General features: G+C 68.0%; 24 protein-coding genes and 4 pseudogenes. 7 read left to right on the top strand and 21 right to left on the bottom strand.

The window, feature by feature from the left end; translation table 11 throughout:
* Positions 1-368: IS6 family transposase (locus tag ACZ7M2_RS49775; RefSeq protein ID WP_471600939.1), on the bottom strand; the 368-nt coding region annotated here is incomplete at its 3' end.
* On the opposite strand from ACZ7M2_RS49775, the gene ACZ7M2_RS49770 reads away from it, so the two are divergent.
* Positions 316-687, top strand: coding sequence for a transposase (locus ACZ7M2_RS49770; protein WP_471600938.1), 372 nt, complete (start codon positions 316-318; stop codon positions 685-687). The genes ACZ7M2_RS49775 and ACZ7M2_RS49770 overlap by 53 nt on opposite strands.
* Here the strand turns inward: ACZ7M2_RS49770 and ACZ7M2_RS49765 are convergent.
* The 5 genes and pseudogenes from ACZ7M2_RS49765 to ACZ7M2_RS49745 form a co-directional block, all read right to left on the bottom strand.
* Positions 626-2,002, bottom strand: a complete 1,377-nt coding sequence (locus tag ACZ7M2_RS49765; RefSeq protein WP_471600937.1) for an FAD-binding oxidoreductase — start codon at positions 2,000-2,002, stop codon at positions 626-628. The genes ACZ7M2_RS49770 and ACZ7M2_RS49765 overlap by 62 nt on opposite strands.
* A 76-nt stretch (positions 2,003-2,078) precedes the next feature.
* On the bottom strand, positions 2,079-2,930 hold the full coding sequence (locus tag ACZ7M2_RS49760; RefSeq protein ID WP_471600936.1) for a DAPG hydrolase family protein: 852 nt from the start codon (positions 2,928-2,930) through the stop codon (positions 2,079-2,081).
* Between the two features lie 12 nt (positions 2,931-2,942).
* Positions 2,943-4,601 carry an arylsulfotransferase family protein gene (locus ACZ7M2_RS49755; RefSeq protein WP_471600935.1) on the bottom strand — a complete coding sequence of 553 codons (1,659 nt, stop codon included), beginning with the start codon at positions 4,599-4,601 and terminating at the stop codon, positions 2,943-2,945.
* Positions 4,602-5,010: 409 nt separating this feature from the next.
* Positions 5,011-5,250 (bottom strand): hypothetical protein, encoded by a 240-nt coding sequence (locus ACZ7M2_RS49750; protein WP_471600942.1) that lies wholly within the window; start codon positions 5,248-5,250, stop codon positions 5,011-5,013.
* Positions 5,251-5,331: 81 nt separating this feature from the next.
* A pseudogene (locus tag ACZ7M2_RS49745) lies at positions 5,332-5,814 on the bottom strand (nucleotide sugar dehydrogenase); the annotation flags it as partial.
* Between the two features lie 433 nt (positions 5,815-6,247).
* On the opposite strand from ACZ7M2_RS49745, the pseudogene ACZ7M2_RS49740 reads away from it, so the two are divergent.
* Together ACZ7M2_RS49740 and ACZ7M2_RS49735 are read left to right on the top strand one after the other, a co-directional pair.
* A pseudogene (locus ACZ7M2_RS49740) lies at positions 6,248-6,439 on the top strand (DDE-type integrase/transposase/recombinase); the annotation flags it as partial.
* A gap of 44 nt (positions 6,440-6,483) precedes the next feature.
* Positions 6,484-6,906, top strand: a complete 423-nt coding sequence (locus ACZ7M2_RS49735; protein ID WP_471600934.1) for a hypothetical protein — start codon at positions 6,484-6,486, stop codon at positions 6,904-6,906.
* A gap of 789 nt (positions 6,907-7,695) precedes the next feature.
* Here the strand turns inward: ACZ7M2_RS49735 and murJ are convergent.
* The 4 genes and pseudogenes from murJ to ACZ7M2_RS49715 all read right to left on the bottom strand — a co-directional run bounded on the left by murJ (position 7,696) and on the right by ACZ7M2_RS49715 (position 11,260).
* Entirely contained in the window at positions 7,696-9,264 is a 1,569-nt protein-coding gene (gene murJ / locus ACZ7M2_RS49730) for a murein biosynthesis integral membrane protein MurJ (RefSeq protein WP_471600941.1), read from the bottom strand.
* A gap of 274 nt (positions 9,265-9,538) precedes the next feature.
* A complete protein-coding gene (locus tag ACZ7M2_RS49725; RefSeq protein ID WP_471600933.1) occupies positions 9,539-10,030 on the bottom strand; it encodes a DUF1877 family protein in 492 nt (163 codons plus the stop codon).
* 78 nt (positions 10,031-10,108) lie between these two features.
* Positions 10,109-10,336 (bottom strand): annotated as a pseudogene (locus tag ACZ7M2_RS49720) (ATP-binding protein); the annotation flags it as partial.
* A gap of 75 nt (positions 10,337-10,411) precedes the next feature.
* Complete coding sequence (locus ACZ7M2_RS49715; protein ID WP_471600932.1) at positions 10,412-11,260, bottom strand: LysR family transcriptional regulator; 849 nt, start codon at positions 11,258-11,260, stop codon at positions 10,412-10,414.
* A 95-nt stretch (positions 11,261-11,355) separates the two neighbouring features.
* Between ACZ7M2_RS49715 and ACZ7M2_RS49710 the strand changes: the two genes are divergently transcribed.
* Positions 11,356-12,087: an SDR family oxidoreductase gene (locus ACZ7M2_RS49710; RefSeq protein WP_471600931.1), complete on the top strand. Its 732-nt coding sequence runs from the start codon at positions 11,356-11,358 to the stop codon at positions 12,085-12,087.
* A gap of 145 nt (positions 12,088-12,232) precedes the next feature.
* Here ACZ7M2_RS49710 and ACZ7M2_RS49705 read toward each other — a convergent pair whose 3' ends face one another.
* Complete coding sequence (locus ACZ7M2_RS49705; RefSeq protein WP_471600930.1) at positions 12,233-12,571, bottom strand: hypothetical protein; 339 nt, start codon at positions 12,569-12,571, stop codon at positions 12,233-12,235.
* A gap of 212 nt (positions 12,572-12,783) precedes the next feature.
* On the opposite strand from ACZ7M2_RS49705, the gene ACZ7M2_RS49700 reads away from it, so the two are divergent.
* Both ACZ7M2_RS49700 and ACZ7M2_RS49695 read left to right on the top strand, forming a co-directional pair.
* The gene (locus tag ACZ7M2_RS49700) at positions 12,784-13,659 is read left to right on the top strand and encodes a hypothetical protein (RefSeq protein ID WP_471600929.1); all 876 of its coding nucleotides are present in this window, start codon (positions 12,784-12,786) and stop codon (positions 13,657-13,659) included.
* A gap of 136 nt (positions 13,660-13,795) precedes the next feature.
* Entirely contained in the window at positions 13,796-18,787 is a 4,992-nt protein-coding gene (locus ACZ7M2_RS49695; RefSeq protein WP_471600928.1) for an AAA family ATPase, read from the top strand.
* A 60-nt stretch (positions 18,788-18,847) separates the two neighbouring features.
* Here the strand turns inward: ACZ7M2_RS49695 and ACZ7M2_RS49690 are convergent, their stop codons facing one another.
* The 9 genes and pseudogenes from ACZ7M2_RS49690 to ACZ7M2_RS49650 all read right to left on the bottom strand — a co-directional run.
* Entirely contained in the window at positions 18,848-19,273 is a 426-nt protein-coding gene (locus tag ACZ7M2_RS49690) for a transposase (protein WP_471600927.1), read from the bottom strand.
* Positions 19,270-19,953, bottom strand: coding sequence for a hypothetical protein (locus ACZ7M2_RS49685; RefSeq protein ID WP_471600926.1), 684 nt, complete (start codon positions 19,951-19,953; stop codon positions 19,270-19,272). The genes ACZ7M2_RS49690 and ACZ7M2_RS49685 overlap by 4 nt, the downstream gene beginning before the upstream one ends.
* Complete coding sequence (locus ACZ7M2_RS49680) at positions 19,950-20,396, bottom strand: RapZ C-terminal domain-containing protein (RefSeq protein WP_471600925.1); 447 nt, start codon at positions 20,394-20,396, stop codon at positions 19,950-19,952. The genes ACZ7M2_RS49685 and ACZ7M2_RS49680 overlap by 4 nt, the downstream gene beginning before the upstream one ends.
* A gap of 101 nt (positions 20,397-20,497) precedes the next feature.
* Positions 20,498-21,112 (bottom strand): sigma-70 family RNA polymerase sigma factor, encoded by a 615-nt coding sequence (locus ACZ7M2_RS49675; protein WP_471600924.1) that lies wholly within the window; start codon positions 21,110-21,112, stop codon positions 20,498-20,500.
* Positions 21,112-21,579 (bottom strand): hypothetical protein, encoded by a 468-nt coding sequence (locus ACZ7M2_RS49670; RefSeq protein ID WP_471600923.1) that lies wholly within the window; start codon positions 21,577-21,579, stop codon positions 21,112-21,114. The genes ACZ7M2_RS49675 and ACZ7M2_RS49670 overlap by 1 nt, the downstream gene beginning before the upstream one ends.
* Positions 21,579-21,776 carry a hypothetical protein gene (locus ACZ7M2_RS49665; RefSeq protein ID WP_471600922.1) on the bottom strand — a complete coding sequence of 66 codons (198 nt, stop codon included), beginning with the start codon at positions 21,774-21,776 and terminating at the stop codon, positions 21,579-21,581. The genes ACZ7M2_RS49670 and ACZ7M2_RS49665 overlap by 1 nt, the downstream gene beginning before the upstream one ends.
* A gap of 22 nt (positions 21,777-21,798) precedes the next feature.
* On the bottom strand, positions 21,799-22,080 hold the full coding sequence (locus tag ACZ7M2_RS49660) for a hypothetical protein (RefSeq protein WP_471600921.1): 282 nt from the start codon (positions 22,078-22,080) through the stop codon (positions 21,799-21,801).
* A complete protein-coding gene (locus tag ACZ7M2_RS49655; RefSeq protein WP_471600920.1) occupies positions 22,077-22,517 on the bottom strand; it encodes an ASCH domain-containing protein in 441 nt (146 codons plus the stop codon). The genes ACZ7M2_RS49660 and ACZ7M2_RS49655 overlap by 4 nt, the downstream gene beginning before the upstream one ends.
* Positions 22,514-22,825 (bottom strand): annotated as a pseudogene (locus tag ACZ7M2_RS49650) (nucleotidyl cyclase domain-containing protein); the annotation flags it as partial. The pseudogene ACZ7M2_RS49650 and the gene ACZ7M2_RS49655, both read right to left, overlap by 4 nt.
* Before the next feature lie 196 nt (positions 22,826-23,021).
* Here ACZ7M2_RS49650 and ACZ7M2_RS49645 point away from each other — a divergent pair.
* Complete coding sequence (locus ACZ7M2_RS49645) at positions 23,022-24,089, top strand: DNA polymerase III subunit beta family protein (RefSeq protein ID WP_471600919.1); 1,068 nt, start codon at positions 23,022-23,024, stop codon at positions 24,087-24,089.
* Positions 24,090-24,245: 156 nt separating this feature from the next.
* On the opposite strand, the gene ACZ7M2_RS49640 is transcribed toward ACZ7M2_RS49645, so the two are convergent.
* Positions 24,246-24,593 (bottom strand): hypothetical protein, encoded by a 348-nt coding sequence (locus ACZ7M2_RS49640; protein WP_471600918.1) that lies wholly within the window; start codon positions 24,591-24,593, stop codon positions 24,246-24,248.
* Positions 24,594-24,752 lie beyond the last annotated feature (159 nt).

Genomic DNA, 24,752 nt, shown 5'->3' with positions numbered 1-24,752 from the left:
CGGCGGAAGAAGCGCCTGGCCGCGGCCTTGTCCCGGCGGGACTGCACGAGGATGTCCAGCACGCTGCCGTCCTGGTCAACGGCCCGCCACAGGTATTTCCACTCCCCGTTGACCTTGATGAAGACCCCGTTCAGGTGCCACTTGTCGCCGGGCCGGGGACGCGTGCGGCGCAGCGAGTCGGCATAGGCCTGCCCGAACTTCCGGCACCAGCGGCGGACGGTCTCATGCGAGACGACGACACCGCGCTCGAGCATCAGCTCCTCAACCTCGCGGAAACTGAGCGGGAACCGGAAGTACAGCCACACGCAGAGCGAGATGACCTCGACCGGGTACCGATGCCCCTTGTACGACGGCGGTGCACTCACCACGGACAGCCCTCTCCAGCATGATCAACCCGAAGACCATCCCACCCCATCAGCCAACATGACAGCGCCGGGCTTCCCGCTACGAGAACTCCGCGACCTGCAGCTTCGAGTCCGCACCGAGCAACAGACACCCGAGTGGAAGACCCGGTACGCGGTGCGCTCCGGGGTGGAAGGCACCGTCAATGAGTTCGGCCACGGCCAAGGTATGCGCCGCTGCCGCCTCAGGCGGCACGCGCAGACGCCAATTTCCCTCAAGGTCGTTACTTCGGCGACTTCTTCGAGGCCGTGGCGCCCGGTTCGGGGCGTCCGAGCCAGGAGATGAAGAGCCCGTCGGGATCCCAGGTGCCGCGGAGGTCGTCGAGACGTTGGAGGTTCTCGTCGCTCATGAAGCGGTAGGGGCGGTTGATCAGGTTCTCGTCGGCGAGTTGGATGCCGCTCGCGTGCGGCTCCCAGGCTCGCATGTGCTCGGTCACCCAGTCCGTGTACTTCTGGTCCTCGGCCGGATCGGTCCAGGCCGCGTACAGCCCGTAGTACAGCTCGTCCTCCACCGAGAAGGCCATCGGGGGGCGCTCGGGCTGCCTCTCGGACTCACCCCAGTTGTACGTCACCATATGCGAGGGCCTCGGAGGCCAGGTCTTCAGCATGGATTCGAAGTTGAGCCAGAGGTCATCGAAGGAGGCATGCGTCCACACGTTGTCGGCCAGATACCGCATGGTCTCGTCGTAGTGCGGGTCAGTGCCGAACCGGCTCAGGGATCCGATGTCCGTCACCTCGTTGAGTCGTGTGGTGAGCAGCTGAGCGCGTGCCGGGCAGGAGTCGAAGATGGACAGCTGCTCCCTGGCCTCCTCCTCGGTGTCGGTGAAGGCGGTGGCATTGAGGGAGATGAGTGGCTGGTCGTTCGTCATCGGGTCGCGGTTGCACATGAGATTGATCTCCGTGGGAGTCTGACGGCCGATCTCGTGCACAAAGCCGTAGACGTCTCGTGAGGCCGAGGCGGGCCAGAAGTATCCGCTGTTCATCGTGATCCGCTTGCGCGGGTAGAGCTTGACGTGGAACCGGGTGACGACGGCGAAGAAGCCGGGGCCGGCGCCTCGGGCGGCCCAGAGCAGGTCGGCGTTCTGGGTCTCGTCGGCATGGATCCGCTCGCCGCTCGCGGTGACCGCGTCGATGCCGGTGACCGACGCGCAGGCCGGCCCGTAGTCCCGCCCGCCCCAGGCGAATCCGCCCTGCAGCAGGTATCCGCCGATGGAGACGCCCGTGCAGTGCCCGGTGGGGAAGAACAGGTCCTTCTCCGCCAGCATGGAGTTGAGCTCCGACCCTTTGATACCAGGCTGGGCGGTGGCGGTCATCGCCTCTTTGTCGACGGCTACGTGGCGCAGGTTGGAGAGGTCGATCAGCACGGTGGCGTCGCGCAGGTGCGATCCGGACCAGCTGTGGCCGCCGGAACGTACGGCGATCTGCAGGCCCTCCTCCCTGGCCAGCTTCACCGCTCCCACGACGTCGTCCTCGTTGTTCGCCAGCACGATCACCTCGGGGTAGCGGTCCGGGGTCCCCGAGTGCCAGCAGGCCTCGCGGCGTCGGCTCTCGTAACGGTAGTCACCGCGCCGCAGAACCCTGCCCTCGATGTGGTTCGCCATGTCCGCTCCCTTCACCTCACCGGGTGTTCACGCACAGCGCCCGTCGCCCGGATCCCGGGGCAGCCTTCCGGTCTGTTCACCTCTGTTCGCAGCCTCTGAACTCGTCGAAGATGTCCGAGAGGAAGGTGGCGAGGTGGTTCATCTCCTGCGAGCAGTGCACGACCATGGCGCGGGCCTGGCCGTCTCCGAGATGCCTCACACCTTCCGCGACCGTTTCGAGTTCACCGGTGAGGGAGGAGGCTCCGCGGGGCGCGACGTACTTCCCGCCCATCCAGAAGCGTGAACGCATCTCGACGCCTCCGTTCACCCGGCGCACGTGATGGACCAAGTGGCCCCAATCAAGCGGTACATCGGAGAATCCGACTCTGCCGCAGATGACGGTCGCCTTGTCCGGATCAAGTCCGTCCTCGCTGAATCCCAGACTCCTTGGAGAGATGAAACGAATAGCGAGTCGGCCGAGCACATTGCCGACGTACTCATCCACGAACGACGTGCCGCCGACGTACCTCTCACGGTAGGGAGCGCTCCGGTCCCCCGCACCATCGGACCATTCCGCGTACAGGTGGGCACGCGGATTCCACAGCTTGTACCGCTCGGTTTCCGTGGCGTGCCACCAGAACCACCAGTCCACCGTGTCCGGTGACGCGCTCGGCATATGAGTCAGTGTGGCGATGTGCATGGAGCCGTCGTCGAAGAGGCTGTATCCGTTCTCGAGCTCCTGGTATCCGGCCTCGCTCAGCGTGCCCGCGTCGTCCAGGTTGAGACACAACGGGGGCGCCTGCGGACCGAGATGGATCGCCTCCTTGATGTGCTCCGGCAGCGGCGCCATCAGCGGGTTCCAGTACTTCGCGTACCACTTGCCGTCGAGATCGCCGGGCCGCATTCCCAGATGTGTCCGACGGTGGGGGTCGGGACGTGTCTCCGTCATGGACGTAAGCCTTCAACGGGTCAGGGTCACAATGGCGGAGGACTTGAGGACGCGCCCCTCTTCATTCAGCGCCTTGACTTGAAAGTATGGTCCGGGGTTGTCCGTCGGGATCGCCGTCTCGAACCCGGTCCGTTCGGCGTGTCGCACGACGACCGACAGGGAATCGGGGTCCGGTCCTGCCAGCACCCGCCACGCTCTGGTCTGCGTCGAACCGTTCCAGGAGGCGTAGACGGCGCTGTGCCCGTCGTCGATCTTCGCCGCTGCGCTCGGCGGATAGTAGGGCTTGCCGATCCAATTGTTTCGGAAGGCCCGGTACGAGATGTTCGAGCTCGGCAGTTTCGCGTCGTAGAGCAGATTCTGCGAGCCGTCGCCCTCGGTGTTCCCCGCCCCCGCGTACTCCGAGTAGTACGGGCTCTGGCCCCATCCGATGAATTCGTTGCCGTTGGAAAGAGCCTGCGTGTTTCCCTGGGTCGGTGACTCCAGCGGTGGCTGGTGGTAGTAGGTCCTGTGCACGGTCGCCTTCCGGCTGCGGATGTCCAGGTCGAGGATCAGGCCATGCGATACCTGTTCGGGGGCGCCGTCGGGCAGGTCGCAGCAGCCGTCGTCGAACATGCTGATCCGGTTCCCCGGCCGGTATCGGGCATCGTGCTGCCAGTAGAAGTCCGCGTTCGGTCCGAAGGTGAAGTCGCTTTTCTTTCCTCCGATCTGGTAGCGGATCGCCCCGGAACTCTTGTTGACGTCATAGATTGCCCACATGTTCCGGGCCGAGATCAGCAGTCGGCCGTCGGGACCCTCGTCGACCGAATTGATGTGAAAGGCATCCCACACGCCGTCGGACGACGACGCGCTGGACGCCGGCTCCTCTGAATCTGCGGGGTCCAGGTGGTCCAGTGCGTTCCACGAGAAGAGCAGTCGGCCCGTGGCGAGGTCGACCTCCTGGATTTCGCTGTTCTCGATGGAGCCGTTCTTCGAGCCTCCGTAGGGCGTGAGATCCATGGGCACGGGCTTGGATGCGATGAACAGCGCGGTACCCCGGCGGGTCAGGGTGAACTCGTGCTCGTCCGGGTAGTAGCCGTGATGCGCGAAGACTGTCCTGAGCAGACGGTAGTGGGTGTCGTAGATGTAGTAGCACCCGCCCGGTTCCGGGGCACCCGCCGGCAAGTTCGTATACGCCGGGGGCAGGGCGAGAGTCCCCTGCCACCAGGTCAGCACCGGCTGCCCCCTGTGTCGGTGTTTGTCATAATAGGTTTGGACCTTGAAGTCGGCGTTCTGGACGTTGGTGGAGGGCAGGGGGCGGAACCAGACTGGATCGCCGGAGTCGCTGTTGATCAGTGCTCCGGTTTGGCCGACCATCTGGTCCGCGCTGAACGGGGCGACGAAGATATCTCCGCGAGCCGTCCCCGGTTTGTTCGCGGTCACCTTTACCCGCATGGGGTGAAGGGCCGGCTCGGAAACGAAACTCCACACGTCGCTGCCTGACAGGATCGGGGGTGGAGTGCTTTCCGATGGGGGGAAGGGCTCCGTCGCGCACAGGCGGGCGCCCCATTTCGAGCTCGCCGCGGACGAGGGCATGCAACTTGCGATGACACACCCCGCGACGAGCAGGCCCAGTCCGGCAGTACGGCGGGTCCTTTTTCGTGTCCGGCGAGCCCACAGCTCTCGCGTCGCCATTGCCGACCTCCTGGGTGTCTGGGCACCCCTGGCGATGCCGCTAAGTCTTCGGACCCTCTGTCCGGTTCACCCCTCCGACCCGGAAGGGCCGAGATCGGGAGTTGTTCCTCGGGTGACGGTAAGCAGCAAGGGGCCTCTGCAACTGCCTAAAGCCACTCAAGTAGGCCATTCGGCAGGCGCGGCCTCACCCGGACATGGGACAGCGCCATCGCAGAACCCGACAGGCGTTTCCTCGGCAACTGTGAACACCGCATCCGGCGCAGCAACCCGAATGGATCACCGAACCGGCCCTCGGCAGGCGCGCACTGCCGCACCTCTGCGAGCACGAAGAGCGACATGTGGTCCGCTAAAAGTCGTCATGCGGTAGGCCGTAGGCGCACCGACAGTTTCATGACCTACGAGGGTGAGACTATTCGAGCTCTGTCACGGCGCGCTTCGACGGCGACAACGTCGTCATCGACTCCTCTGCAGGGGTCGGCTCCGCGTAGGACCCTCGCAAGCCCAACCGAAGCTCCAGGTACCCCGAGCGAGCGCTACGCCAGAGACTCCGACCTGCATGTTCGGTCCAGAGAGGAGCCGCCAGCGTCGCCATCTCGTTGACCAGGGAGATGTTGACGAACCGGAAGATGTTCTCGATCGGCTTGGCCATCTCGGCGACCTTGGTCCCGGACACCGGAACCGTGGTCTGAAAGATGCCGTCGTGGAAACACTTGAGCGCGGCGAGCGATTTGGCGTCGATTCCGGACACCAATTTCGGCGTCCCATCGAACGACCACCTCTTGTTACCCGGAGCGATACGCTCAGGACTGAATCCAGCCAGGAAGTCCACCCCGCCCTTGAGGCCCGAGGTCTTCTCCAGGATCGGCAGCAACAGTCCGTCGGTGGTGCCGGGATAGGTCGTGGAGTCCAGGACCACCGTCGCGCCGGGGCGAAGGTGCTCGCCCAGCGTCCGGGCGCAGAACTCGATGTAGGTCAGGTCAGGCACGCCGTCCCGCAGCGGGGTCGGCACGGTGATCACCGCGTTGTCGAAGCCGGCCAGCGCGGCAGCGTCGGCGGTCGCGGAGTAGACCCCGGAGTCCAGCACCGCGCGCAGCCGTACGGAGGCCACATCCTCCACGTAGGACTGGCCGGCGGCGAGCTGCTGCACGCGGTGCGGGTCCACGTCGTAGCCGACGGCACGGTGACCCACCTCCGCGGCGCGTACGGCGAGTGGAAGCCCTAAGTAGTTCTACGCGCTGGGCACGGCGGCAGGCGGTATCAGCGGCCCGTTGCTTTTCGCCAGAGCTTCCGTGCCGCCCCACCCACCGGTCCGCTGCTCAGCTGTCCGCTCACCGTTCTCGCCGGAGCGGACGACGACCACACACCCGCAGACCTGGCGCGCTGGGCCGACGTCAGCAACGGATGCTTCTCCCAGTACACCTTCTCCGGCGGGCACTTCTTCCTCACCCACGAGTCGGCCCGGCCCGTCCTCACCACCGTCGCGTCCGCTCTCAGCAGGTAGCCGCAAAGACCGCCGGGCTCCGCCTGTCCGGCGGGACTGTAAACCGCTCGTTTGTCAGACCCTGCTGTGGGCGCTCCTGCGCGACAACCGGGTCTTCACCTCTGCCCCACCGGTCACGCAATCGGCTTGGCTCCGTCATTGAGACTCCTACGGCACCGCCCACCGGGAGCAGATGCCGTCGGTCGAACACCGCCCCCACGAAGAGCTGAACAACCGGGCCGAGAACAGCCACCAGCCCACCCGCCGGCGCGAACGGGCCATGAAGGGCTTCCGCAGTGTCGGCGCAGTCCAGCGGTTCCTGTCCGCGTTCAGCGGCATCTCACCCCACTTCCGGCCCCGCCGCCATCTGATGACCGCCCCCGAATTCTTCGGGCTGACGGGATGGCTCTCTCTTCGGCCCGCGAGGCGCGATTCAGGCGTGCCGAGGCGGACAGCATCCTGGGACTCTCCCTTACACAGCAGCAGTTGGGGCGGCACGAGCAGGCCCGCCTCCATGCCGAGCAGACGCTGAGCCTGGCACGCGAGCACGGTTTCCGTGTGGTCGAGGGCCAGGCGTTGACAGTCCTGTGTGGGACGGCGGAGACCGAGGCGGCGTACGCCACAGCCGTCATGCTCGGCCAGGAGGCACTGGCAATACACCGTGAGACCGGCCACCGGCTCGGCGAAGCCCGTACTCTCATGGTCCTCAGCTGCTCCCTCCAAAAGCGTGAAGACGCTGCCGCTGGACCGGCGAGGCAGCAGGCACTGGACATTTTCTCGAGCGTTGGCGTGCCGGCGGAGGAGTACAAAGACCTCGACCGGTAGAACAAGCCCCGTAAGGTTCGCCCATGGCAGGAAAGCGACCTTGTGGTCGGCGAGCCTCCTCCGTGCCACCAAGCATGGATGTCGTCGCGCCATGGACACGCATGACATGGCACCGTTTTCTGCTCCAAGACATCGAGTTCGATCCCAGTTACAGCCTTCTACTCACGAGCTGGAGCGAGGGGAGGCCGGTGATCCAGGCTCCGGGGCGGGAGGGGAACGGCTTTACCTGGGAATGAACCGCTCCGGGTCTGATGGAGGCTCCGGACTGATCCCGGAGCGGTTCAGCTGGGCTCGTGCCGGTACCGGTGGACTGAGGGGCATCTATGGTTCCTTGGTGAAAAGGGGGGCGCCGCTCCCGCACGGTGGGCGGGGAGGGGCGCTCCGGGGTGTGTGGCTGGTGGTGGTGTGGTTCAGACGGTGGTGTGGGTGCGGGCGATGGTGTCGGCGAGGTGCAGCAGGGCGGCGGTGTTGCCGTGTATGGCCTTCGTGATCTCTTCGACGTGGGCGTTGTTGAGGCTGTCGATCGCCTGGACGCCTCCAGGGGGTAATCACGTCGGGGTGCGCCGGGGGTGCGGGTCTCACGGCGGGCGGCAGTGGCGTCGGCGAGCGAGTACAGCAGGCGCACGCGGCCGAACCGGGGGGCGGTCGTCCTCCCAGTCGGCGGTGTGGAGTTCGACTGCCTTGTCGCCCTCGCTCCAGGCCGCGCACCTCGTAGTAGGCGTACGGAGGCGAGTGGTGATGCTTGGCCCTGGGCCCTCGTTATCGGCCTCACGTCCCATGGTTCCGGGGTCAGCCCAGACCAGGCAGGCTGCGCAGTTCCCCGATTCGCAGAAGTCGTGCAAAGAGAAAGAACAGCAGGGCCATCGCCGTGCCGCCTGCTGCCAGCGAGATGGCCGACGTCCAGGAAGCCGATGCCACGTTGTGACTGCAGGAGCGGGCGATGAGCCAGCCGGCAGCCCCAGCGCCGGTCGCAGCCGCGGTCAGCTTGGCGTAGGTACGACAGATCCGCCGGCCGTCGAGCAGTCCCGCAGTACGCCGCCTCAGCCGCAGAGCCGTCAACAGCAGGCCGATGGCGTAGGACAGCGCATAAGCGGCGGCCATCCCGGTGACAGCCCAGCGGGAGGACAGCAGAAAATGGCAGGCCACAGCGAGAGCGATGTTGATACCGCTGATCCACAGCGCCATGCGGAACGGCGTGCGGGTGTCTTCAAAGGCGTAGAAGCCGCGCAGTAGGAGGTATTGGGCGGAAAACGGGATCAATCCTAGGCCGAAGGCTTGCAGCATGTGGCCCAGAGGGACGGTTGCTGCGGCGTCGGCGGCTCCGTGGGCGAACAGCAGCTGCGCGATCTGCGGGCCGAAGGCGACGAAGAAGAACGCTGCCGGGACGATGACGACACCGCTTACTCGGAGCGCGCGGGACAGGTCGGCGCGCAGGTCGTCGAGACGATGCTCGCTCACGGCCCGGCTCATGCGCGGAAGGAGTGCGGTGACGAGGGAGACAGTGACGACCGACTGGGGCAGCATCCATATTTGCTGGGCGTAGCTGTAGGCGGTGTAGCCGACGCCGTCTCTGGGCATGGCGGCGTCCGCAGCGGAAGCCAAGCGGGTGACCACGGTGCTCGCCACGAGGTTGGCCAGTACGAACAGCAAGGTCCAGCGGGCCGCGTTCACGCTCTTGCGCAGGCCGGTGCCCCGCCAGTCGAAGCGCGCACGCAGCCGGAAGCCGGCCGCGTGCGCGTAGGGAATCAGGGCGAGTGCCTGGAGGGCCAGGGCGATGGTGGTGCCGATGCCGAGCAGTCTGACCTGGGCGTCGGTGATGTCCGAGACCTTCTCCGGGGCGGTCATCATGCCGAGGTAGAGGCCGAACATCGTAATCAGGACCACGTTGTTCAGGACCGGGGTCCACATCATCGCCCCGAAGCGGTTCCGGGCGTTGAGGACCTGTCCAAAGATGCTGAACACGCCGTAGAAGAAAATCTGCGGGAGCAGGAAGCGGGCGAAGACCACGGTCAGCTCGAAGGCATCGTCTGTGGCGGGTGTGTCGTGCTGGTAGATACTGATGATCTCGGGAGCAGCCCAGGTGGCCAGCGCGGCGCCGACACCGAGGACGCACAGCACGAGGGTGACCAGACGCTGCTCGAAAGCGGCCCCACCATCGGGGTCTTCTGCCCGGGCCCGCACCAGTTGCGGGACCAGGACAGAGTTCAGCGCGCCACCGATCAGCAGGAAGTACAAGCTGGTGGGCACCGTGTTGGCCTGGTTGTAGGTGGTGGCCAGCAGTCCGGTGCCCAACGCGGCAGCCTGCAGCACTTGCCGGATCAGTCCGGTGGCGCGCGAGACCACCGTTCCGGCGGCCATCAGCGCGGACGACCGCAGTACTCCACCGGCCTTCGTGTTCTTGGGGGCAGCATGCTTCCGGCGTCTTGTGCTTGACGGCTCTAACCACTCGGGCGACGTCTCCTCGATCATGGGAACAATCTACGATTCGCAACCTCACCGGCTCGAAGGAACGTCGGGCTTCGGGGTCCTGCGCCCTCCGTCATGGATGCGTGCTCAGATCGTCATGACGGTGGCTGTCCCTATGCGGTGACGGTGATGCGAGCCATGAAAGGCGGTTTGAGTTGGCCCCGGTCTACTGGCTGACGGTGAAGATGACCGCTCGGTCGTTCTGCGCCGCAGTGAGGTAGAAGTTCTTCAGTCCTGGTAGGAACGCCTGGGTGTAGGCGATGTCGTCGGCGTCGCCGGTGCCCTGGTAGGCGTCGAACGTGAGCGTGGCGAAGCGATCGCTCAGCCACTGCCCGTCCAGCGGCTCCAGGGCCTTCGCGATCTCGCGGACCTGGTCCGCAGTGACGTAGCAGACGATGTAGTCGTCGCCTCCGTGCAACGGCACTCCGCCGAGGATGGCGTGCGACCACGGGTAGTCGCCGTTGTCGAAGGCGAGGTCGCCGTCAGTGAAGCACCGGTGCAGGGCGTCCCAGGACTTGTCGAGTTCGAACAGGTGGTTCATGTCCCACTGGTCCTCGACCTCTGAGACGAGTTCGATGACCTCTTCGTCGTCCTGGCAGGCCAGGACGCGTTCGGCGTCCTGGGTCCCCAGAGCGAAGAGCACCGCGCGAGCCGCCATCGTGTCCTCCCACCGCCGCGAAGATCCGTTCCGCGTGATCCAACCACACGGCTGGCGGTCGGGTCCGATGGACTGTTTCTATCGGTTGGCCTGCTGTTTGGCTTTCGTCTGGGCGAGTCGGTAGGACTCGGTGCCTGTCTCGATGATGGTGCCGTTGAAGGTGAGGCGGTCGACGATGGCTGCGCAGAGGCGGGGGTCGGTGAAGGTCTTGGTCCAGCCTCCGAACGATTCGTTCGAGGCGATCGCAACACTGTTCTTCTCCTCCCTGGCGAGTTCGTCCACTTGACGGAGCACGGCGCCACTTCGCGCACCGGGAACCGAACGGACGGCTCAACCCGGCCCTCGTAACCACCTAAACGTTGGCCAGGCGTGTTGGAACTACTAGAGACGTGTCGCAGTCCGGACAAGGTCGGCGACGGCTCTGGACCGACTCTGCGGCGGCCAGGCGATCACGGTGGTGACTGTCGGCGCATCCAGTACGGGCACTGCGGCGAGGTCACCGTGCAGCTGGGCCCGGCACGACTCCGGTGAGACTGCGCAAGCACGGCCGAGCGCGACGAGCTGCAACAGCTGTGCGTGGTCGCGGACTTGGGGGCCCGGGCCGGGCGGGTAGGTGCCGTCAGGGTCGGGCCAGCGTGGCAGGGGCAGGCCCGGCAGCCCGGTGATGTCGGCCATGTGCACATGGGTTCGGGCGGTGAGCGGATGTCCGGCCGGCAGGACCACAACCTGGCCCTCCGTGCTGAGCTCCTCGGTGTGGAAGCCGGCCGTCGAGTCGAACGGCCGGTGCAGCAGCGCCACATCGGCCCGGCCTTCGCGCAGGAGCCGTTCCTGCTCGGCCGGGCCGCACAGGATGACTTCGACGGGGACCGCGCCGAGTTCGGTGGCATAGGCGTCGAGCAGTTTCGCCAGCAGTTCGCTGGACGCGCTGGCTTTCGTGACCAGGACCAGGCCGGGACGGCCGGTCGTGGACAGGGAGGCGCGGCGGGTCCGACGTTCGGCGGCGTCGACCGCGTCGAGGGCCGCCCGGCCCTCGACCAACAGCACCGAGCCCGCCTCGGTCAGAGTGACGGTGCGGCTGGTCCGATCCAGCAGCGCCGCCCCGAGCCGGCGTTCGAGCTGCTGGATCGCCCGTGACAAGGGCGGCTGCGCGATCCCGAGCCGCTGCGCGGCGCGCCCGAAGTGCAGTTCTTCAGCGACGGCGACGAAGTATCGCAGTTCCCGGGTCTCCATGGCGCCACGCTATCCCGGATCAATACCCTGACGGTATCGTCGACCACCCGATCGGTCTTGGACTCCCGCCGGGGCCCGAGGACAGCATGGTCCCCATGAGCGAACGAACGATTGCGCTGGTCACCGGCGCTAACAAGGGAATCGGCTACGAGATCGCCGTGGGCCTGGGCGCCCTCGGCTGGCGCGTCGGCGTCGGCGCCCGCGACGATGAGCGCCGTGCGGCCGCGGTGGAGAGGCTGCGAGCGGGCGGCGTCGAGGCGTTCGGCGTACCGCTGGACGTGACCGACGACGCGAGCGTGAGCGCCGCCGCACGGTTGATCGAGGAAAAGGCCGGGCGCCTCGACGTGCTCGTCAACAACGCCGCCATCACCGGCGGCATGCCGCAGGAGCCCACCAGGGTCGATCCCGCCACCATTCGGACGGTCGTGGAGACCAACGTGATCGGCGTCATCCGCGTCACCAACGCGATGTTGCCGCTGCTGCGCCGCTCCCCCTCACCGCGGATCGTGAACATGTCCAGCAGTGTCGGCTCCCTGGCCCGGCAGTCGGAAACCGCCGCTGAGCTGACGACGGGTCCGGTGGCCGTAGCGTACGCGCCGTCGAAGACCCTCCTGAACGCCGTCACCCTCCAGTACGTCCGGGAGTTGAGCGGCACGAACATCTTGATCAACGTCGGTTGCCCCGGCTACGTCGCGACCGACCTCAACGGCTTCCGCGGCGTGCGCACCCCCGCACAGGGCGCGGAGATCGCCATCAAACTCGCGACCCTGCCCGAAGACGGCCCGACCGGCAAGTTCTTCGAGGACGCTGGAGTAGTGCCCTGGTGATGGGCACGGCGGTCATCACCCGCCGGGTAAATGGCAATTCACCGCATGTTGCAAGCAGCGTGACCATTTGGTTCCAACAAGCGTGACCTGCAGGGTCCGAATCGCAAGGTCACCACACCCTCATGGTTCCAACTACCGCGTCCCGTCACACAAGGATTTCGGTGAGGCCGCTTGCTCTGTGCCTGCCGTACCAGCAGTTCACCAGGAGCTGGATCAAACGACTGTTGGCCGCGGTGCGCAGCGCGGTGAGCTCATGTATGGCGTCGGTGATGATGCGGACCGCGCCTGCGGTGTTGAGGATGTAGTCGCGTACGCCCGTGTCCTGTCCGGTCTGGTGGGCGACGATGTCGGCGAGGGCCGGGTCGTCGGGCGGGTTGAGCAGCTGGTTGGACCCTGCTCTGCGGTCGTTCCTGGCCATGGCGCTGTACATCGTCGGCGACGTCCGGGAGGCCGTGAGCACCCTGCTGTAGGTCCTGGCTGCCACCAGCGACGATCCCCGGGTCCAGGGCTACCGGCGCGCAATCGAACATTACGCCGGAGACCTCGACGCCGTAGAGGGCGCCGAGCCGTCCCACTAGGCTCTGTCCGGCCGCTTCGACGAATCCGCCCGGGCCGATACGGCCGGGGCCGTTCATGACGTGTGACTGAGTGCAAGTGCGGCGCAGAGCCGGGGTGTTCCGGCGGAGAGGCGGGGTCGTGGCGGGAGCGGTACTGGTCCACGGGATCTGGAACCAGCAGCGGGGTGTGGCCCCGGACTTGGCAGCGTCGCTGCTGGCGGACGCGGCACGGCCGAGTCTGGAAAAGGGGCTGCGGGCTGCGGGTCTGTCGCACGTTCCGGTGACGAAGCTGGCCATGGCCTACTACGCCGATCTGCTGGCCGACGGCGTGGAGCAGCAGTCCGGCGGGGTCCCGGGTCTGGAGGAACTGTCGGACGACGAGCTGCGCGAGGCGTGGGAGTGGCTGCTGGCGGCCGGCGTGCCCCAACCGGAGGAAGCGCAGGCGGGTTGGCTGGCACCCGTGAGGCAAGGACTGGGCTGGCTGGTCCGCCGGGACGGCGGTGCGACGTTGGCGTCACGGATCCGGGAAGAGGTGACGGAGCGGCTGGGGCGGCTCGTGGTCGCGTTGATCAGAGAGCTGGACGCCTACACCTCGCGACCGCAGGTGAGGGCAGCCGTGCGTGACCGGGTGGCCGGGACGATTCGGGCGCAGCGCCCGCACGTGGTGGTGGCGCATTCACTGGGGTCGGTGGTGGCCTGGGAGACATTGCACGCCTACCCCGACCTTGAGGTGGAACTGCTCGTGACACTTGGCTCGCCTCTGGGGCTGCCGACGCTGATCCGGAAGCTGGAACCGGCTCTGCGGCACGGGGAGGGTTCACGGTCGCCGGGAGTGCGGCGCTGGGTGAACATCGCTGACGCGGGCGACCTCGTGGCGGTGCCGCCGGAGCTCGGCGGGCGGTTCCTGGTCGAAGAGCACGCGACCACGGACATCGGTCTGTTCGACCCTCACACGCTGGGCGGTTATCTCGCCAGCGGCCTGACCGCCGCGGCGATCGCGCCCTACTTGACCTGAAAAGGGCGTCACCCGGCCGACGTTCCGGTTAGCAGCCGGTCGGGGGCGTGCGGGCCTGCTTCCAGAAGTCGCCTCGATGCCGACGGCGCCGCTCCTATATTGCTGAGCAGGTTTCAGAAGTGGAGGGCGCGGGCGGATGACGAAGTCGTGGGTGGTCGGCGCGGGCGGGTTCATTCCGCGGATCGTGTCCGAGGACGAAGCCGCCCGGGGCGAAACGGGCTTCGAACCGTTGCCGAGCGTGGCGTCGGCCGTGGAGCGCGTGGCCCGTGCGCTCGACGGCGTGGGAGTCCGCTCCGCCCACCCGCTTCTTGATCCGTCCTTCGGAAAGGCGACGGAGGCCTGGGCCGATGTGCAGGACCAAGCCGCCGGTGAGCCCCTGATCGTTCACTTCAGCGGTCACGGAGACGTCCTCCACGGGGAGCTCTACCTCGCGGTCATGGACAGTACGCAGGGCTCGACCCTGCGTCGGACGGCGCTCAACGTGACGACGATGCTCGGCGATGCCGAAGCCGGTCCGGCCGGACCCGTCCTGTTCCTGCTGGACGTCTGCTCCGCTGGAACCGCGCTCTCGGCCCAGGAGTTCCGGAAGATCACCGACAGGGAACGAAAGGCCTGGGTGATCGCGGCCTGCGGGCCGGGCAAGACGACCTTCAGAGCCAGGTTCAGCCATGCCACCGCTCAGGTACTGGAACGGTTGGCCAAGGGGTGGCTGGACGTCTCCCCCGTCCTCGCCCACATTCCCGTGGACACCTTCGCCGCCGAGATCCACCGCGAGCTCAACCGTGCCGCCGGCGCGGACGACTACCCGACGTCCGTGTTCCGGACCCCGACCACCGAGGCCCTGCTCGATCCCGCTCCGTTCTTCGTCAATCCGGCCTACGCCGAGGCCCCGGCCGAACGGTACCGGGCGCGCATCAGTGCGGCCCTGTGGCAGCTGGCCGCCGAGGTCGATCCGGGGCTGGACCCCATTCACTTCGTCGGACGCGCGACCGGAAGCCAGGGGACCGACCGCTGTCTGTTCACCGGCCGGGACGTCGAACGCGAACGTATCGCCCGCTGGCTGGAGGACTCGGCCGGCGAGGAGTCGAACCTGCTGGTCGTGACCGGCAGTTCCGGCTCCGGAAAATCCGCGCTGCTGGGCGTCACGGCCTGCCTGACCCACCCTCAGCTCGCCCCGCTCGCAGGTGCCGTCTTCAGCCGGGTCCGGGATCACCGCCCACGGCCGGCCGGGCGGGTCCTCGCCGTCCACGCCCGCCGGCAGAACAGCGACCAACTGATCGCGTCGCTCCTGCGCCAGCTCGACGAGGAACCGGACGCCCACCATCTCCCTGCCACCAACGGCACGGCAGGCGCGGCGACACTGGAAGCTCTGCGGTCACGCCTGGCCGATGCCGGGCCGGTCATCCTGATCCTCGACGCTCTCGACGAGGCCACCGATCCCGAGGGCCTGCTGGAGCACGTGATCCTTCCACTCGCCGACCGGGGACGAGACGGACCGCAGCCGGACTGCCGTTTCCTCATCGGTACCCGTCCCCTGTGGAAGCGCCTCCCGAACCTGCGCAACGCCGCCCTGAAACCGGGCAACCTCCTCTCTCTCGACAAGGTGTCCAAGAAGCGCCTGACCAAAGACCTGGCAGGCTTCCTGGGCGACCTGCTGTGGAACGACCGTCGCTACCCGGACGAGACCCTGGCAGCGCTGGCCGCAGCTCTGGCCGGGGCGGTCGACCACGGGGGATTCTTGCTTGCCACCCTGTTCGCCGACCATCTCGCCCAACTGCCCGCCGAGACGGAGCTGACGGCCGAACAGGTCCTCGAGCGACTGCCGAACACCATCGCGGGGATGTTGGACCTGCACATCGACACCCTCAGCCGAACCGACCCCTGGGTACGGCCGGTCGTCGCGGCGCTGGGGCATGCCCGGGGCCGAGGTATGCCGCTGGAACTCCTGCACGTCACCGCCGTAGCCCTCGCGCCCGCTCAGGAACCCGACCGGTTGCCGCCCGATCTGGACACCACCAGGCAGGCGTTGGACCACGCCTCGTTCTACCTGCGAGCCGACAGGGACACCGACGGACGACAGCTGTACCGCTACTTCCACCAGAGCCTGGCGGAGCACTCCGCGGCACCGGCCGGCGGCCCCGTGCTGGACGCACTGATCGCCCAGGTCCCCACGGACGCGGACGGCTGTGTCGCCTGGGAGCTGGCTCAGCCGTACCTCAAGCGCCACGCGATGGAGCACGCGGTCGCGGCCGGTGGCGGCGCTGTCGATCGGCTCCTGACGGATCCGGGCTTCCTCGTGCACGCGGAACCAGTCGGCCTCGCGCCCCACCTCCACCTCGCAGACGATCCGACCGCGCAGATCCATGCCTCCGTCTACCGCACCACCCTCACCCACCACCCGCTGCGCGAGTTGCCGGAGGCGCGGCGCCAACTCCTCGTACTGGACGCCCTCCGTTGGAAGCAGCCGGCGCTCGCGGAGGCCGTCTCGGCCGTGGTCACGACCGATCGGACGATCTCGCCGACCCCGTCCTGGGCGACCGGTTCGCTGACCCACCGGGCGCTGCGGCACACCCTGGTACACGGCGACGGAGTCGAGAAGCCGGTGATAGCCGATATCGACGGCCGCACGCACGCGCTGACGACGAGCGTGGTCCACGGCGAGGGTACGGTCCAGGTCTGGGACCTGGCCGACGGAAACCAGCGACACTCACTGCGGCAGTTCGGCGGTACCTCGAAGCGCAACAACGTCCTGGACATCCTCCGGTTCCGCGGGCACGACCACGCGATCACCCAGGACGAACAGAACGTGATCCGGGCGTGGAACCTGACCGACGGCACCATGAGCTTCACGACTCCCGAACCACGCGCCGAACCGCGCCCCGAACCGACGCCCGACGAACAGGGACCCAGCCTTACCATCTCGATTCCCATCGACTCCTACGCAAGCCGAGTGCCCAAGGTCTTCGTCAGCGACGGCCATCTCTTCGCGATCACGACGCGGGACGGTGGTGTGCAGGTATGGGACATGGACTGCGGGCACGAGCATCTGGAGCTCCCCGTACGCCCGGACGGCGACCGTGTTCCCGGTCCGGCCGGGTTTCTGATGACCGGTGGCTCACCCCTGCTCCTCGTCGAGGAGAAGGACCGCCTCCGGGTCTGGGACCTTGCCACGGGGGCGGAGTGCCTGAGCGTCGACACCGCGCCGACCAGGTGGAACGGCGAACTCTCCACGTGTCTCGTCGCCGGCGAGGGCAAGCCCTTCTTGTTCCTCAAGGAGGAGACCCGCCTGCGGATCTGGGACGTCGGTGAGAGCTCACTGGTCGCGGACGTTCCCCATCACCACGATGGTTACGTCATGGCCGTCACCGACGGATCCGAGGGCGGGCCCTGTCTGTTCATGCTGGACAAGACGGGCACGGTCGCCGGATGGAACCTGGGCAGTGGTGCTCCGCTGCCGGAGTTCTCCTGCGCGGGCGACGACGGCGCCTTCCCGCTAGCGGCCCGCTTCCAGAACATCGACGACCGCCTCTGCCTGATCACGGTGCAGCCGGATCGCGTCAGAATCTGGAACGTGGCCGACGGGGCGCCCGTCGCCGGGTTCCCGGTGCCCCTCGTCCCCGATGCGTGGGTGGAGATCGCGGGCACCGTCGTCATCGATGACGACCTGCACGTTGCTTTCCTGTGTTTCGGCGTCGTCCAGGTCTGGAACGTGGCCACCGGAACTCTGCGGCACGCCTTCTCCCACGGCGACGGTGCGATCAGGGGAAACTACTCCAACGACACCGCCACGGTGGCGGAGGTCGAGGACCGGCCGGTGATCGTCACGACCGCAGGCGACGAAGTGGTGCGGGTATGGGACCTTTCCGCCCCCACACAGCTGCAGGAGATGCTGTTCGAGAAGGGCAAGGTGGAGGGTCTGGGCGTCGTGGAGTCCGAGGGCGGGCGATCCGCCCTGGTCATCCGCGAGAGATCGATGTCGCTGATCGATCTGGCCACCGGTTCCGCCGGAAGAGCGTTTGACGCTCAGGACTCCTGGACGTCGGAGCGGGACGACAAACCGACCGTGCACATCGGCTCCACGCACGCGGCCGCCCATGCACCGGACCACGCGTCGATCCAGGTGTGGAACTTCGTCGACGGCACCGAGCAGGTCCATACGGCAGCTGGGCCGGTCAACATCGCCATGACCCTCGCCGACGACCGCGACCACCTCGTCATCAGCGCGGTCCCCACCGGGGACGGCGCTGACGGGCACGTCACCGTCTGGGATCTCGGCCGGAACAGCTTCCATTCTCTGAAGCACACTCCGGCCGATGCCGGTCGGACGGTGGTCGCGATCGGGAGCTTCGGTTCGCGCACCTTGCTGCTCACCACCACGCCCCAGGGCGAGGAGCGGTGGTGGCACGTCTGGAACACGGTCACCGGAGCGGAAGAGGGGGCTCTCCTGCAGCCGAACCTCCGTGAGAACGCGCAAGGGTTGCTGGCGGAAATGGGAGACAGGATCGTGGCCGTCACGCTCCAGAGAGGAGAAGAGGTCCACATCTGGGACATCGCCGACAACGGATTCCGTACGACGTTGACGCATCCCGGAGATGTCGAGCCGCGCCTCTTCCACGTCCTCACCATCGAGGGGACGCACCTCGTGCTGACCCTCGGTTCGGACTGGACCGTGCGGACCTGGAACGCGAACTCGGGTGAACTGCTGGCCGTCCTGGATCTCCGATCGCTTCACGAGCTCCGGTCCAACTCCTGGCTGTCCCTCGACTACGCCGAAGTGGACAGCAGAATGCGCCTCGTCACGCTCGACAAGGACGGCAGAGCGGGGGTCTGGGACGTCCTGGACCTCGACTTCGTCAAGTCACTGTCGTTGTCCGGGGAACCCAGGAGGTGGCTGGTCGGAGAACTGCCGCCGGGCCGCCCCCATCTGGTGGTGGCGACCGACGGCCGCCGCGGAAACGGGGTCACGTATCTCTGGGATCTCGCCAGCGACACGAGCGAGGCTGCCCAGTTCGTGGTGACCGATCCCGTGGAGGATGTCTGGCTGTGCCCTGACGGCCTCGTCGTCGCGTTCGGCGCCGACCTGGCACTCTTCCGCACGGACGGAACAGCCGAGCCGGAGTCGTCCTAGAAGGCTCATGAAGATCTTGGTGAGGGGCTGTCCGGCTGTCCGGCCGGACAGCCCCTGTGGTCATGCACCGGTGGGTGCGAGGTGCCAGGTTTCGCTGGTGTGGGTGAGTCCGAGGTTGATCAGTCGGCGGAGGTTGAGGGCGGCGGTTCGGGTGTGGAGCCAGGTGTCGTTCTTGATGGTGCCGCGGTAGCGCAGGCGCCGGTTGCCGTGGTGGACGAGCCAGGCGACGGCGCGTTCGGCCGGGAGAGCCATGTACGCGGCGGCGGCCTCGATAGCGTCGCCCCAGCGCTGGTGCCCGAGGACGATAAAGCCCACGGGGTAGAGGTGATCGTCGGTGGGGTCGTCGATCCCGGCGACGTACAGGCCCCGGTGGGCGATGAACCCGTGGTCGGTCGCGTCCTCGCCGGGTGTCCAGAGCTGTTCGGCGGGCTGCATGCTGCCGTCGTCGCTCTCGCGGGTCTCGATCTCGTACGGGGACGTGGTCACTTCGAGCTCACCCCTTGGATGGCGTCGGCCAGGAGCGTGGCGGCGTCGGTCTCGTGCGGGTCGTTGTAGGACGCGTGGTCGCTGACGTCGAACGACGCGCCCTTCGCGGTGACCGTGATCCCGGGGATGACGGTGGCTGCCTTAGCGGCCAGCTCGGTGTTGAGGCGATCGGCGTCGCGGGAGGCGAGCCAGGTCTGGGTGTACGGGCCGAGGCGGAGCAGGGTGTAGCCGGTGTTGTCCTGTCGGCGGGCTTCGACGTGGACGGCGTAGGTCGCGGCCGGCATGCCGACGTCGTCGGGGAGCTCCAGGCCCGCTGCGGCGTGGGTGAGAGCCGCGAAGGCGGGGTTCCAGACGCCGATGATCGCGCTCGTCTCGCAGCGCAGCCAGCCCTTGCTGGTGTAGCCGAGCTGGTGGCCGTGGAGGTAGGCCGCGGCATGCAGGGTGTCGGGGTGGACCAGGGCGACAGCGATAACGTCGGGTCCGTGGTCATCGCCCGCGCGGGTGTGGGCGCGCTCGAGGAACGGGCCGACCCGCACGGCGATGTCCTGGCCTGCGCCGGGCGTCCAGAACTCGGTGTCGCGCAGGGCGGCGAGCAGCGCGCGGAACTGGTCGACGGCGGCCTGGTCCTCGGGGGTGAGGGCGCCGGGCGCGTGGCCGCAGCGGCGGAAGGGACGCTTCATCGGGTGGCCTCCTGCTTGGCGGTGGGGTGGGCGGTGGTGTTGTCGGGTGTCTTGAGCACGCGCGGCAGATGGCGGTGAAGGTGCTCGATTTCGACTTCGCGGCCGCGGTCGCGGTCGCGAAGTGCTTGGGCAAGGAGTTCTGTGAGGCCGCATGCACGGTGCTTGCCGCCTGCGCAACCGATCGCGATGCGGCGGGGACCGGCGGGCAGGCCGGCGTAGTGGGCGAGGTTAGCGATGAGTTCGCGGGCGCCGGGAGTGTTCAGGACGACGTCCTGGACGCGGGGATCGAGGCCGTCCAGGTCGAGGATGTCGCGGGCTGCCGCGGGGTCGCGGAGCCGGTCGCGGACGTCCTCGATCCGGTCGGCGGTGGGCGGGACGGGGGAGCCATCCGGACCGATGGGATGGTGCAGGTAGCCGAACGAGATCAGGCGGATCGGGTGCACGAAGGTGCCTCCAGGTACGTGGTGAAGACGGGAACGACGGAGCGTCGCGTCCAGCCGGGAAGGTCGGGCGCGACGCTCGGGGGTGAGTGACTACGCAGTCGTCAGGCCGCGATGTGAGCGGTCAGCGCAGCCCGTACGGCCGGGGTGCGCAGTTTCTTCAGGGCCCGTTCCTTCAGCAGCCTGGCCGCGCCCTCACTGCGATCCATGAGCCGAGCGATCTCGAAGTACGGCATCTCCTGCCAGAACCGCAGCATCAGGCACTGCTCCTGGCACGGCGTCAGGTCCCCGAGGAGCCGCCGCACCGCAGCGACCAGGTCCGCCTGGCTGAGGTGGTCGACGACCTCGTCGGCAGAGTCACCGGCGGTCCACTCCCCGTCGAATATCTCGCCGACCGACCGCTCCAGGCGGGTCCGGGCGCTCCTGAAGTGGTCGGTGACCAGGTTCCGGGCGATGGTCACCAGCCAGGCGCCGATGTCCCGGCCGGTCCAGGTGAAGGACTCGATGCGTGCCAGGGCGCGCGCGAACGTCTCGCTGGTCAGGTCAGCGCTCAGTTCCCGGTCCCGGGTGCGGTGGACCAGGTAGTCGTAGACCAGGGGCTGGTAGCGGATGTACAGGTCAGCGAATGCCTCGCGGTCGCCGCTGCGTAGGCGGTCGATGGTGTCGGAGCCGGCGGGGAACCGCTCCAGCACGGTGCGTTGCGAGGTGGTGGCGGCCATCAGCGGTAACCGCCTTTCTTGTGGGTGTCGATCAGGTCGCGGATGGCGTCGGGGTTCGCAGCCACGCCGACCCAGGCGCCGTCCACGGTGAAGACGGGCACGTCGTTGGTTTCGGCGTCGAACACCACGCAGTACGAGCCGTACCGGTCAAGGACCAGATCGTGCGGCGACGCGGCGGCTAAGACCTCCAGGGCATCAATGGTGAGGCGGGCGGGCTGGTCCGGGCTCTCGGGCTGAACGGCGGTCCCGGACACGCGCAGCAGGTCGCCGGGCTGTACCTCGGTGAGCAGCGCGTGGGTGATGCGGGGGTTTCCGGTGGTGCAGGAGAGGACCGTGTCGGGGGTGTCCGGGGCTGTGGCCTCCCCGTTGGCGGGGGAGACGATCAGCTCGAACGTGGCGGTGTCCTTCGGTCCCGGGGTGGGGACGGCGTCGACGTACCCGTCGACGGCGACGTGGGTGGCGTCCATCAGCTGGCCTCCGCCAGGGTCTCAGTGGGGCGAGGGGTGCGGGTGGTGCGCTGCGCGAGGTCCAGGAGCTCGCGGTTGCGCTTCTTCTGGGCGTCGGTGAGCGGCCGGGCTTTCACGCCGTGGCGGTGCCAGAGCGGGGAGGCGGGCGGCTCGGGGTAGGCGAGGGTGTGGTCGACGTCGCGGTGGGTGCTGCTCAAGGGGGCCTCCAGGTGGAGGGGTTCAGGCGTGGTCGTTGTCGCGCCGGCGGTTGGGCTGGACGTCGGAGGCGAATCGTCCGAGGCGGGCCTCGGTGGGGTGTGCGGCGATCCAGTCCTCAGCGCACGTCTTGTGCACGGGCTCCCCGGAGTGGGAGCGCATGGGCGTGGCCCGGCCGCACAGCGCGCAGGGGCGGTCCTGCCAGCGGTCGAAGTGCTGGCTGTCACGCCAGTCGAGAAGAGCGCCGGGAGCCGGGATCAGGCCCGGCTCGAACGGCGGCTCCTCCTTCTCGCGTTGCGTGCTCACGGCCGGAAGGCGGGCAGCTGCTGGAGCACCTGCGCCACCAGGTCCGGCTTCGGCTTCCAAGCCGGAAGCGCGCCCGTGGCGGGCACGGGCAGGGCGAGCTCCTGGACGTCGGCGAGGACCAGGTGGTGCGCGCCGCGCCGCGCCCAGCGGCTGGTGCACTGCTCGGGCCCCTGGTCCAGGTGGCAGTCGATGAGGCGGGCGACGCCGATGACCACGCCCAGGTGCAGTTCGCGGCCGCGGATCGCGGTGGCGACCAGCGGGTCACGCAGGGCGGGGCGCTCCAGCTTCTGCCCGGTGTGGATCATGATCCAGCCGCGCCACGGCCAGTGCACGGGCCTGTTTTCCGGGTTCTTCCCGGCGAAGATGCAGGTGGCATAGGGCTGGCGGATCGTGATGCTGCGGATCCAGTCGCCCTCGGGCAGGGTGGCGATGCTCATGCCGCCCGCCCCCACACCGCCGTGCCCGGGCGGCCCGCGCGCCTGCCGTTGATGGACGGCACCGTCGCGTGCTCCTGGGTCGCGAGGTGCGCGCGGCCGGAGTGCTTGCCGTCGTAGAGGGCGGCATCGGCGGCGCGCTGCGCCACGGACAGGTCGCGGGTGCCGATCACGTCCAGGGCCGCGGCGCCGACCGAGGCAGCGACGTCCACGGCCTGGCCGTCCTCGAGGACCACCGGGACGCGCAGCATCCGCACCAGCTGCGCGAGGCGGACCTCGCGACGGCCGGAGGGCAGGTACAGCACGGCGGCGAACTCTTCTCCGAACTACTGACCTTCAAAGTGTGGTGTCGTGGGGGCCGACCGGTGGTGATCACTCCGGTATGTCATCTGTATGAGGCACGCGCAGGGTGGCGGGCCGGCTGCTGAGCGCCGCGAGATTCCGCTCCGGAGCCGGATTGACCCTCGACCTTGTGCAGGGCCCAGAGTGCCGGGTGTGGAGAACGACATGCGCAGCATTGGCGAGATGGCCCGCGACAGCGGCCTGGGCGTGAGTGCCCTGCGGTTCTACGACCGTGCCGGTGTGCTGGTCCCGGCCTGGGTGGATCCGGTGAGCGGATACCGCTGGTACGAACCCGAGCAGCTCGAAGAGGCCCGGGTGCTGGCCCGCTTGCGCCGGGCCGGGATGCCGCTGGCGGACATCCGGCTGGTGCTGGCCAGCTGGTCCGGCGCGGACACCGACCTGGTCCGGAAGCTGCTCAAGGCACACCTGCGCCGCATCGAACAAGGGCTGTCCGATGCCCGCAGCGAGTTCTCCGCGCTCCAAGCACTACTCGATCACAGGGAGAACGTCATGACTTCGCTCCGCATCGCCACCGTCCGGCTGTCCATCGCCGCGCCCGAGCTGGCAGCCGCGCTGGACACGGTCCGTTTCGCGGCGAGCACCGACCCGGAGCTGCCCATGCTCGGCGGGGTCCTGTTCGACATCGAGGGGGAGAGCCTCCATGTCGTGGCCACCGACCGGTACCGAATGGCTGTCGCGCAGGCCGGCGTCGCCGGACACGACGGGAGCCGAGTGCAGGTCATCGTGCCCGCCCCGCTCGTCGACGCGATGCGGGCGCTGTCGGACGGCGACGGACCCGTGCGGCTCTGCGTCGACGGTGGCCGCGTGACTCTGGAGGTCGGGGATAGGCAGGCGGCCGGTCAGTGCCTCGACCACGACTTCCCCGACTACCGTCGTCTCCTGCCGGCGGCCGGCGGACGCCGCGCCCTTGTCGAGGTGGCGGCCTTCCGGAAGGCCCTGGAGACCGGTCCTGTCCGTGCCGCCGAGGCGGGAGCGCCCGACCTCAGCGTGCTCAGGGTGGAGGACGGCGGCATGGTGACCCTCTGCGCGGACAGCGACGACGACCCGAACCGCGTCGCGGTCAACCGTGAGTTCCTGCTGAACGCGCTGGCCGCCGGAGCCCGGGACCGACTGTTTCTGGAGCTCGGGGCCCCCACGGCGCCGATCGCGATCCGCCGGCCCGACAACGAGGGCACCTTCTCGATCCTGATGCCGGTCCGCCTGGAGGACTGACTGTACGTTCGCCCTGATCCGGCCCGCTCCGACCAATCGGACGCAGCCGGATCAGGGTTGCCCGGCTGCTCCACGACCCAGCGTTCGAGCGGGGCTTCCTCGACACCCATTTGCTGGCCCGCCCCTCCCGTAGGACGTGGGTCGGGGTGGTGTAGATCATCCGCGTGGATGAGGCTCGGCTAACTTGAAGGTCCTCTTGCCGTACTGATTCGTGTCGCGATCTGGCTGAAGCGGGGCATGCCGAGATCGATAGCCGGGCTTCCACCGCCACAGCGGCACGATCTCCGGTCCGAACACCCTGCGTACGAGCAGCAGGCCGCCCAGGCCGTCGCCGTCGTCCAGCCCGAGGTCGGCGGCCCGCGCCTCGCTCAGACGCTTCAGGTACGGCAGCAGCCGGTAGAGGCTGCTGTCGGCGAAGACGACCTCGTTAAAGCCCTCGGAGAGCAGCTGCGGGTGGGAGTGGACCATCGCCTTGTGCTGCGCGAGGACGGTGTCGTCCGGCACGGTCCGGTTGGCCGGCCTCGGGCTCTGGCGCTCCACACACACCCCAGGTTCTCTGGAGGTCGCCGAACCTGAGGCGGACTCTCCAAGGAGTCCTCGCAGCTCAGTGGCTATGAGGCGGCAAGGTACCGAGCGCAACAGCTGTGGCGCAAGACGACAGGC

This window comes from Streptomyces sp. NPDC111507, from assembly GCF_055638955.1.
Note: the sequence above shows the minus strand (reverse complement) of the source record. Positions and strands in the feature narration are given on the sequence as shown.

What these genes read in the sequence shown, in the direction of transcription:
- ACZ7M2_RS49770 (WP_471600938.1), top strand. Translation starts at nt 316, where the DNA reads ATGACCTCGACCGGGTACCGATGCCCCTTGTACGACGGCGGTGCACTC.
- ACZ7M2_RS49765 (WP_471600937.1), bottom strand. Translation starts at nt 2,002, where the DNA reads ATGGCGAACCACATCGAGGGCAGGGTTCTGCGGCGCGGTGACTACCGT.
- ACZ7M2_RS49760 (WP_471600936.1), bottom strand. Translation starts at nt 2,930, where the DNA reads ATGACGGAGACACGTCCCGACCCCCACCGTCGGACACATCTGGGAATG.
- ACZ7M2_RS49755 (WP_471600935.1), bottom strand. Translation starts at nt 4,601, where the DNA reads ATGGCGACGCGAGAGCTGTGGGCTCGCCGGACACGAAAAAGGACCCGC.
- ACZ7M2_RS49750 (WP_471600942.1), bottom strand. Translation starts at nt 5,250, where the DNA reads ATGGCCAAGCCGATCGAGAACATCTTCCGGTTCGTCAACATCTCCCTG.
- ACZ7M2_RS49735 (WP_471600934.1), top strand. Translation starts at nt 6,484, where the DNA reads ATGGCTCTCTCTTCGGCCCGCGAGGCGCGATTCAGGCGTGCCGAGGCG.
- murJ (WP_471600941.1), bottom strand. Translation starts at nt 9,264, where the DNA reads ATGGCCGCCGGAACGGTGGTCTCGCGCGCCACCGGACTGATCCGGCAA.
- ACZ7M2_RS49725 (WP_471600933.1), bottom strand. Translation starts at nt 10,030, where the DNA reads ATGGCGGCTCGCGCGGTGCTCTTCGCTCTGGGGACCCAGGACGCCGAA.
- ACZ7M2_RS49715 (WP_471600932.1), bottom strand. Translation starts at nt 11,260, where the DNA reads ATGGAGACCCGGGAACTGCGATACTTCGTCGCCGTCGCTGAAGAACTG.
- ACZ7M2_RS49710 (WP_471600931.1), top strand. Translation starts at nt 11,356, where the DNA reads ATGAGCGAACGAACGATTGCGCTGGTCACCGGCGCTAACAAGGGAATC.
- ACZ7M2_RS49695 (WP_471600928.1), top strand. Translation starts at nt 13,796, where the DNA reads ATGACGAAGTCGTGGGTGGTCGGCGCGGGCGGGTTCATTCCGCGGATC.
- ACZ7M2_RS49685 (WP_471600926.1), bottom strand. Translation starts at nt 19,953, where the DNA reads ATGAAGCGTCCCTTCCGCCGCTGCGGCCACGCGCCCGGCGCCCTCACC.
- ACZ7M2_RS49675 (WP_471600924.1), bottom strand. Translation starts at nt 21,112, where the DNA reads ATGGCCGCCACCACCTCGCAACGCACCGTGCTGGAGCGGTTCCCCGCC.
- ACZ7M2_RS49670 (WP_471600923.1), bottom strand. Translation starts at nt 21,579, where the DNA reads ATGGACGCCACCCACGTCGCCGTCGACGGGTACGTCGACGCCGTCCCC.
- ACZ7M2_RS49655 (WP_471600920.1), bottom strand. Translation starts at nt 22,517, where the DNA reads ATGAGCATCGCCACCCTGCCCGAGGGCGACTGGATCCGCAGCATCACG.
- ACZ7M2_RS49645 (WP_471600919.1), top strand. Translation starts at nt 23,022, where the DNA reads ATGCGCAGCATTGGCGAGATGGCCCGCGACAGCGGCCTGGGCGTGAGT.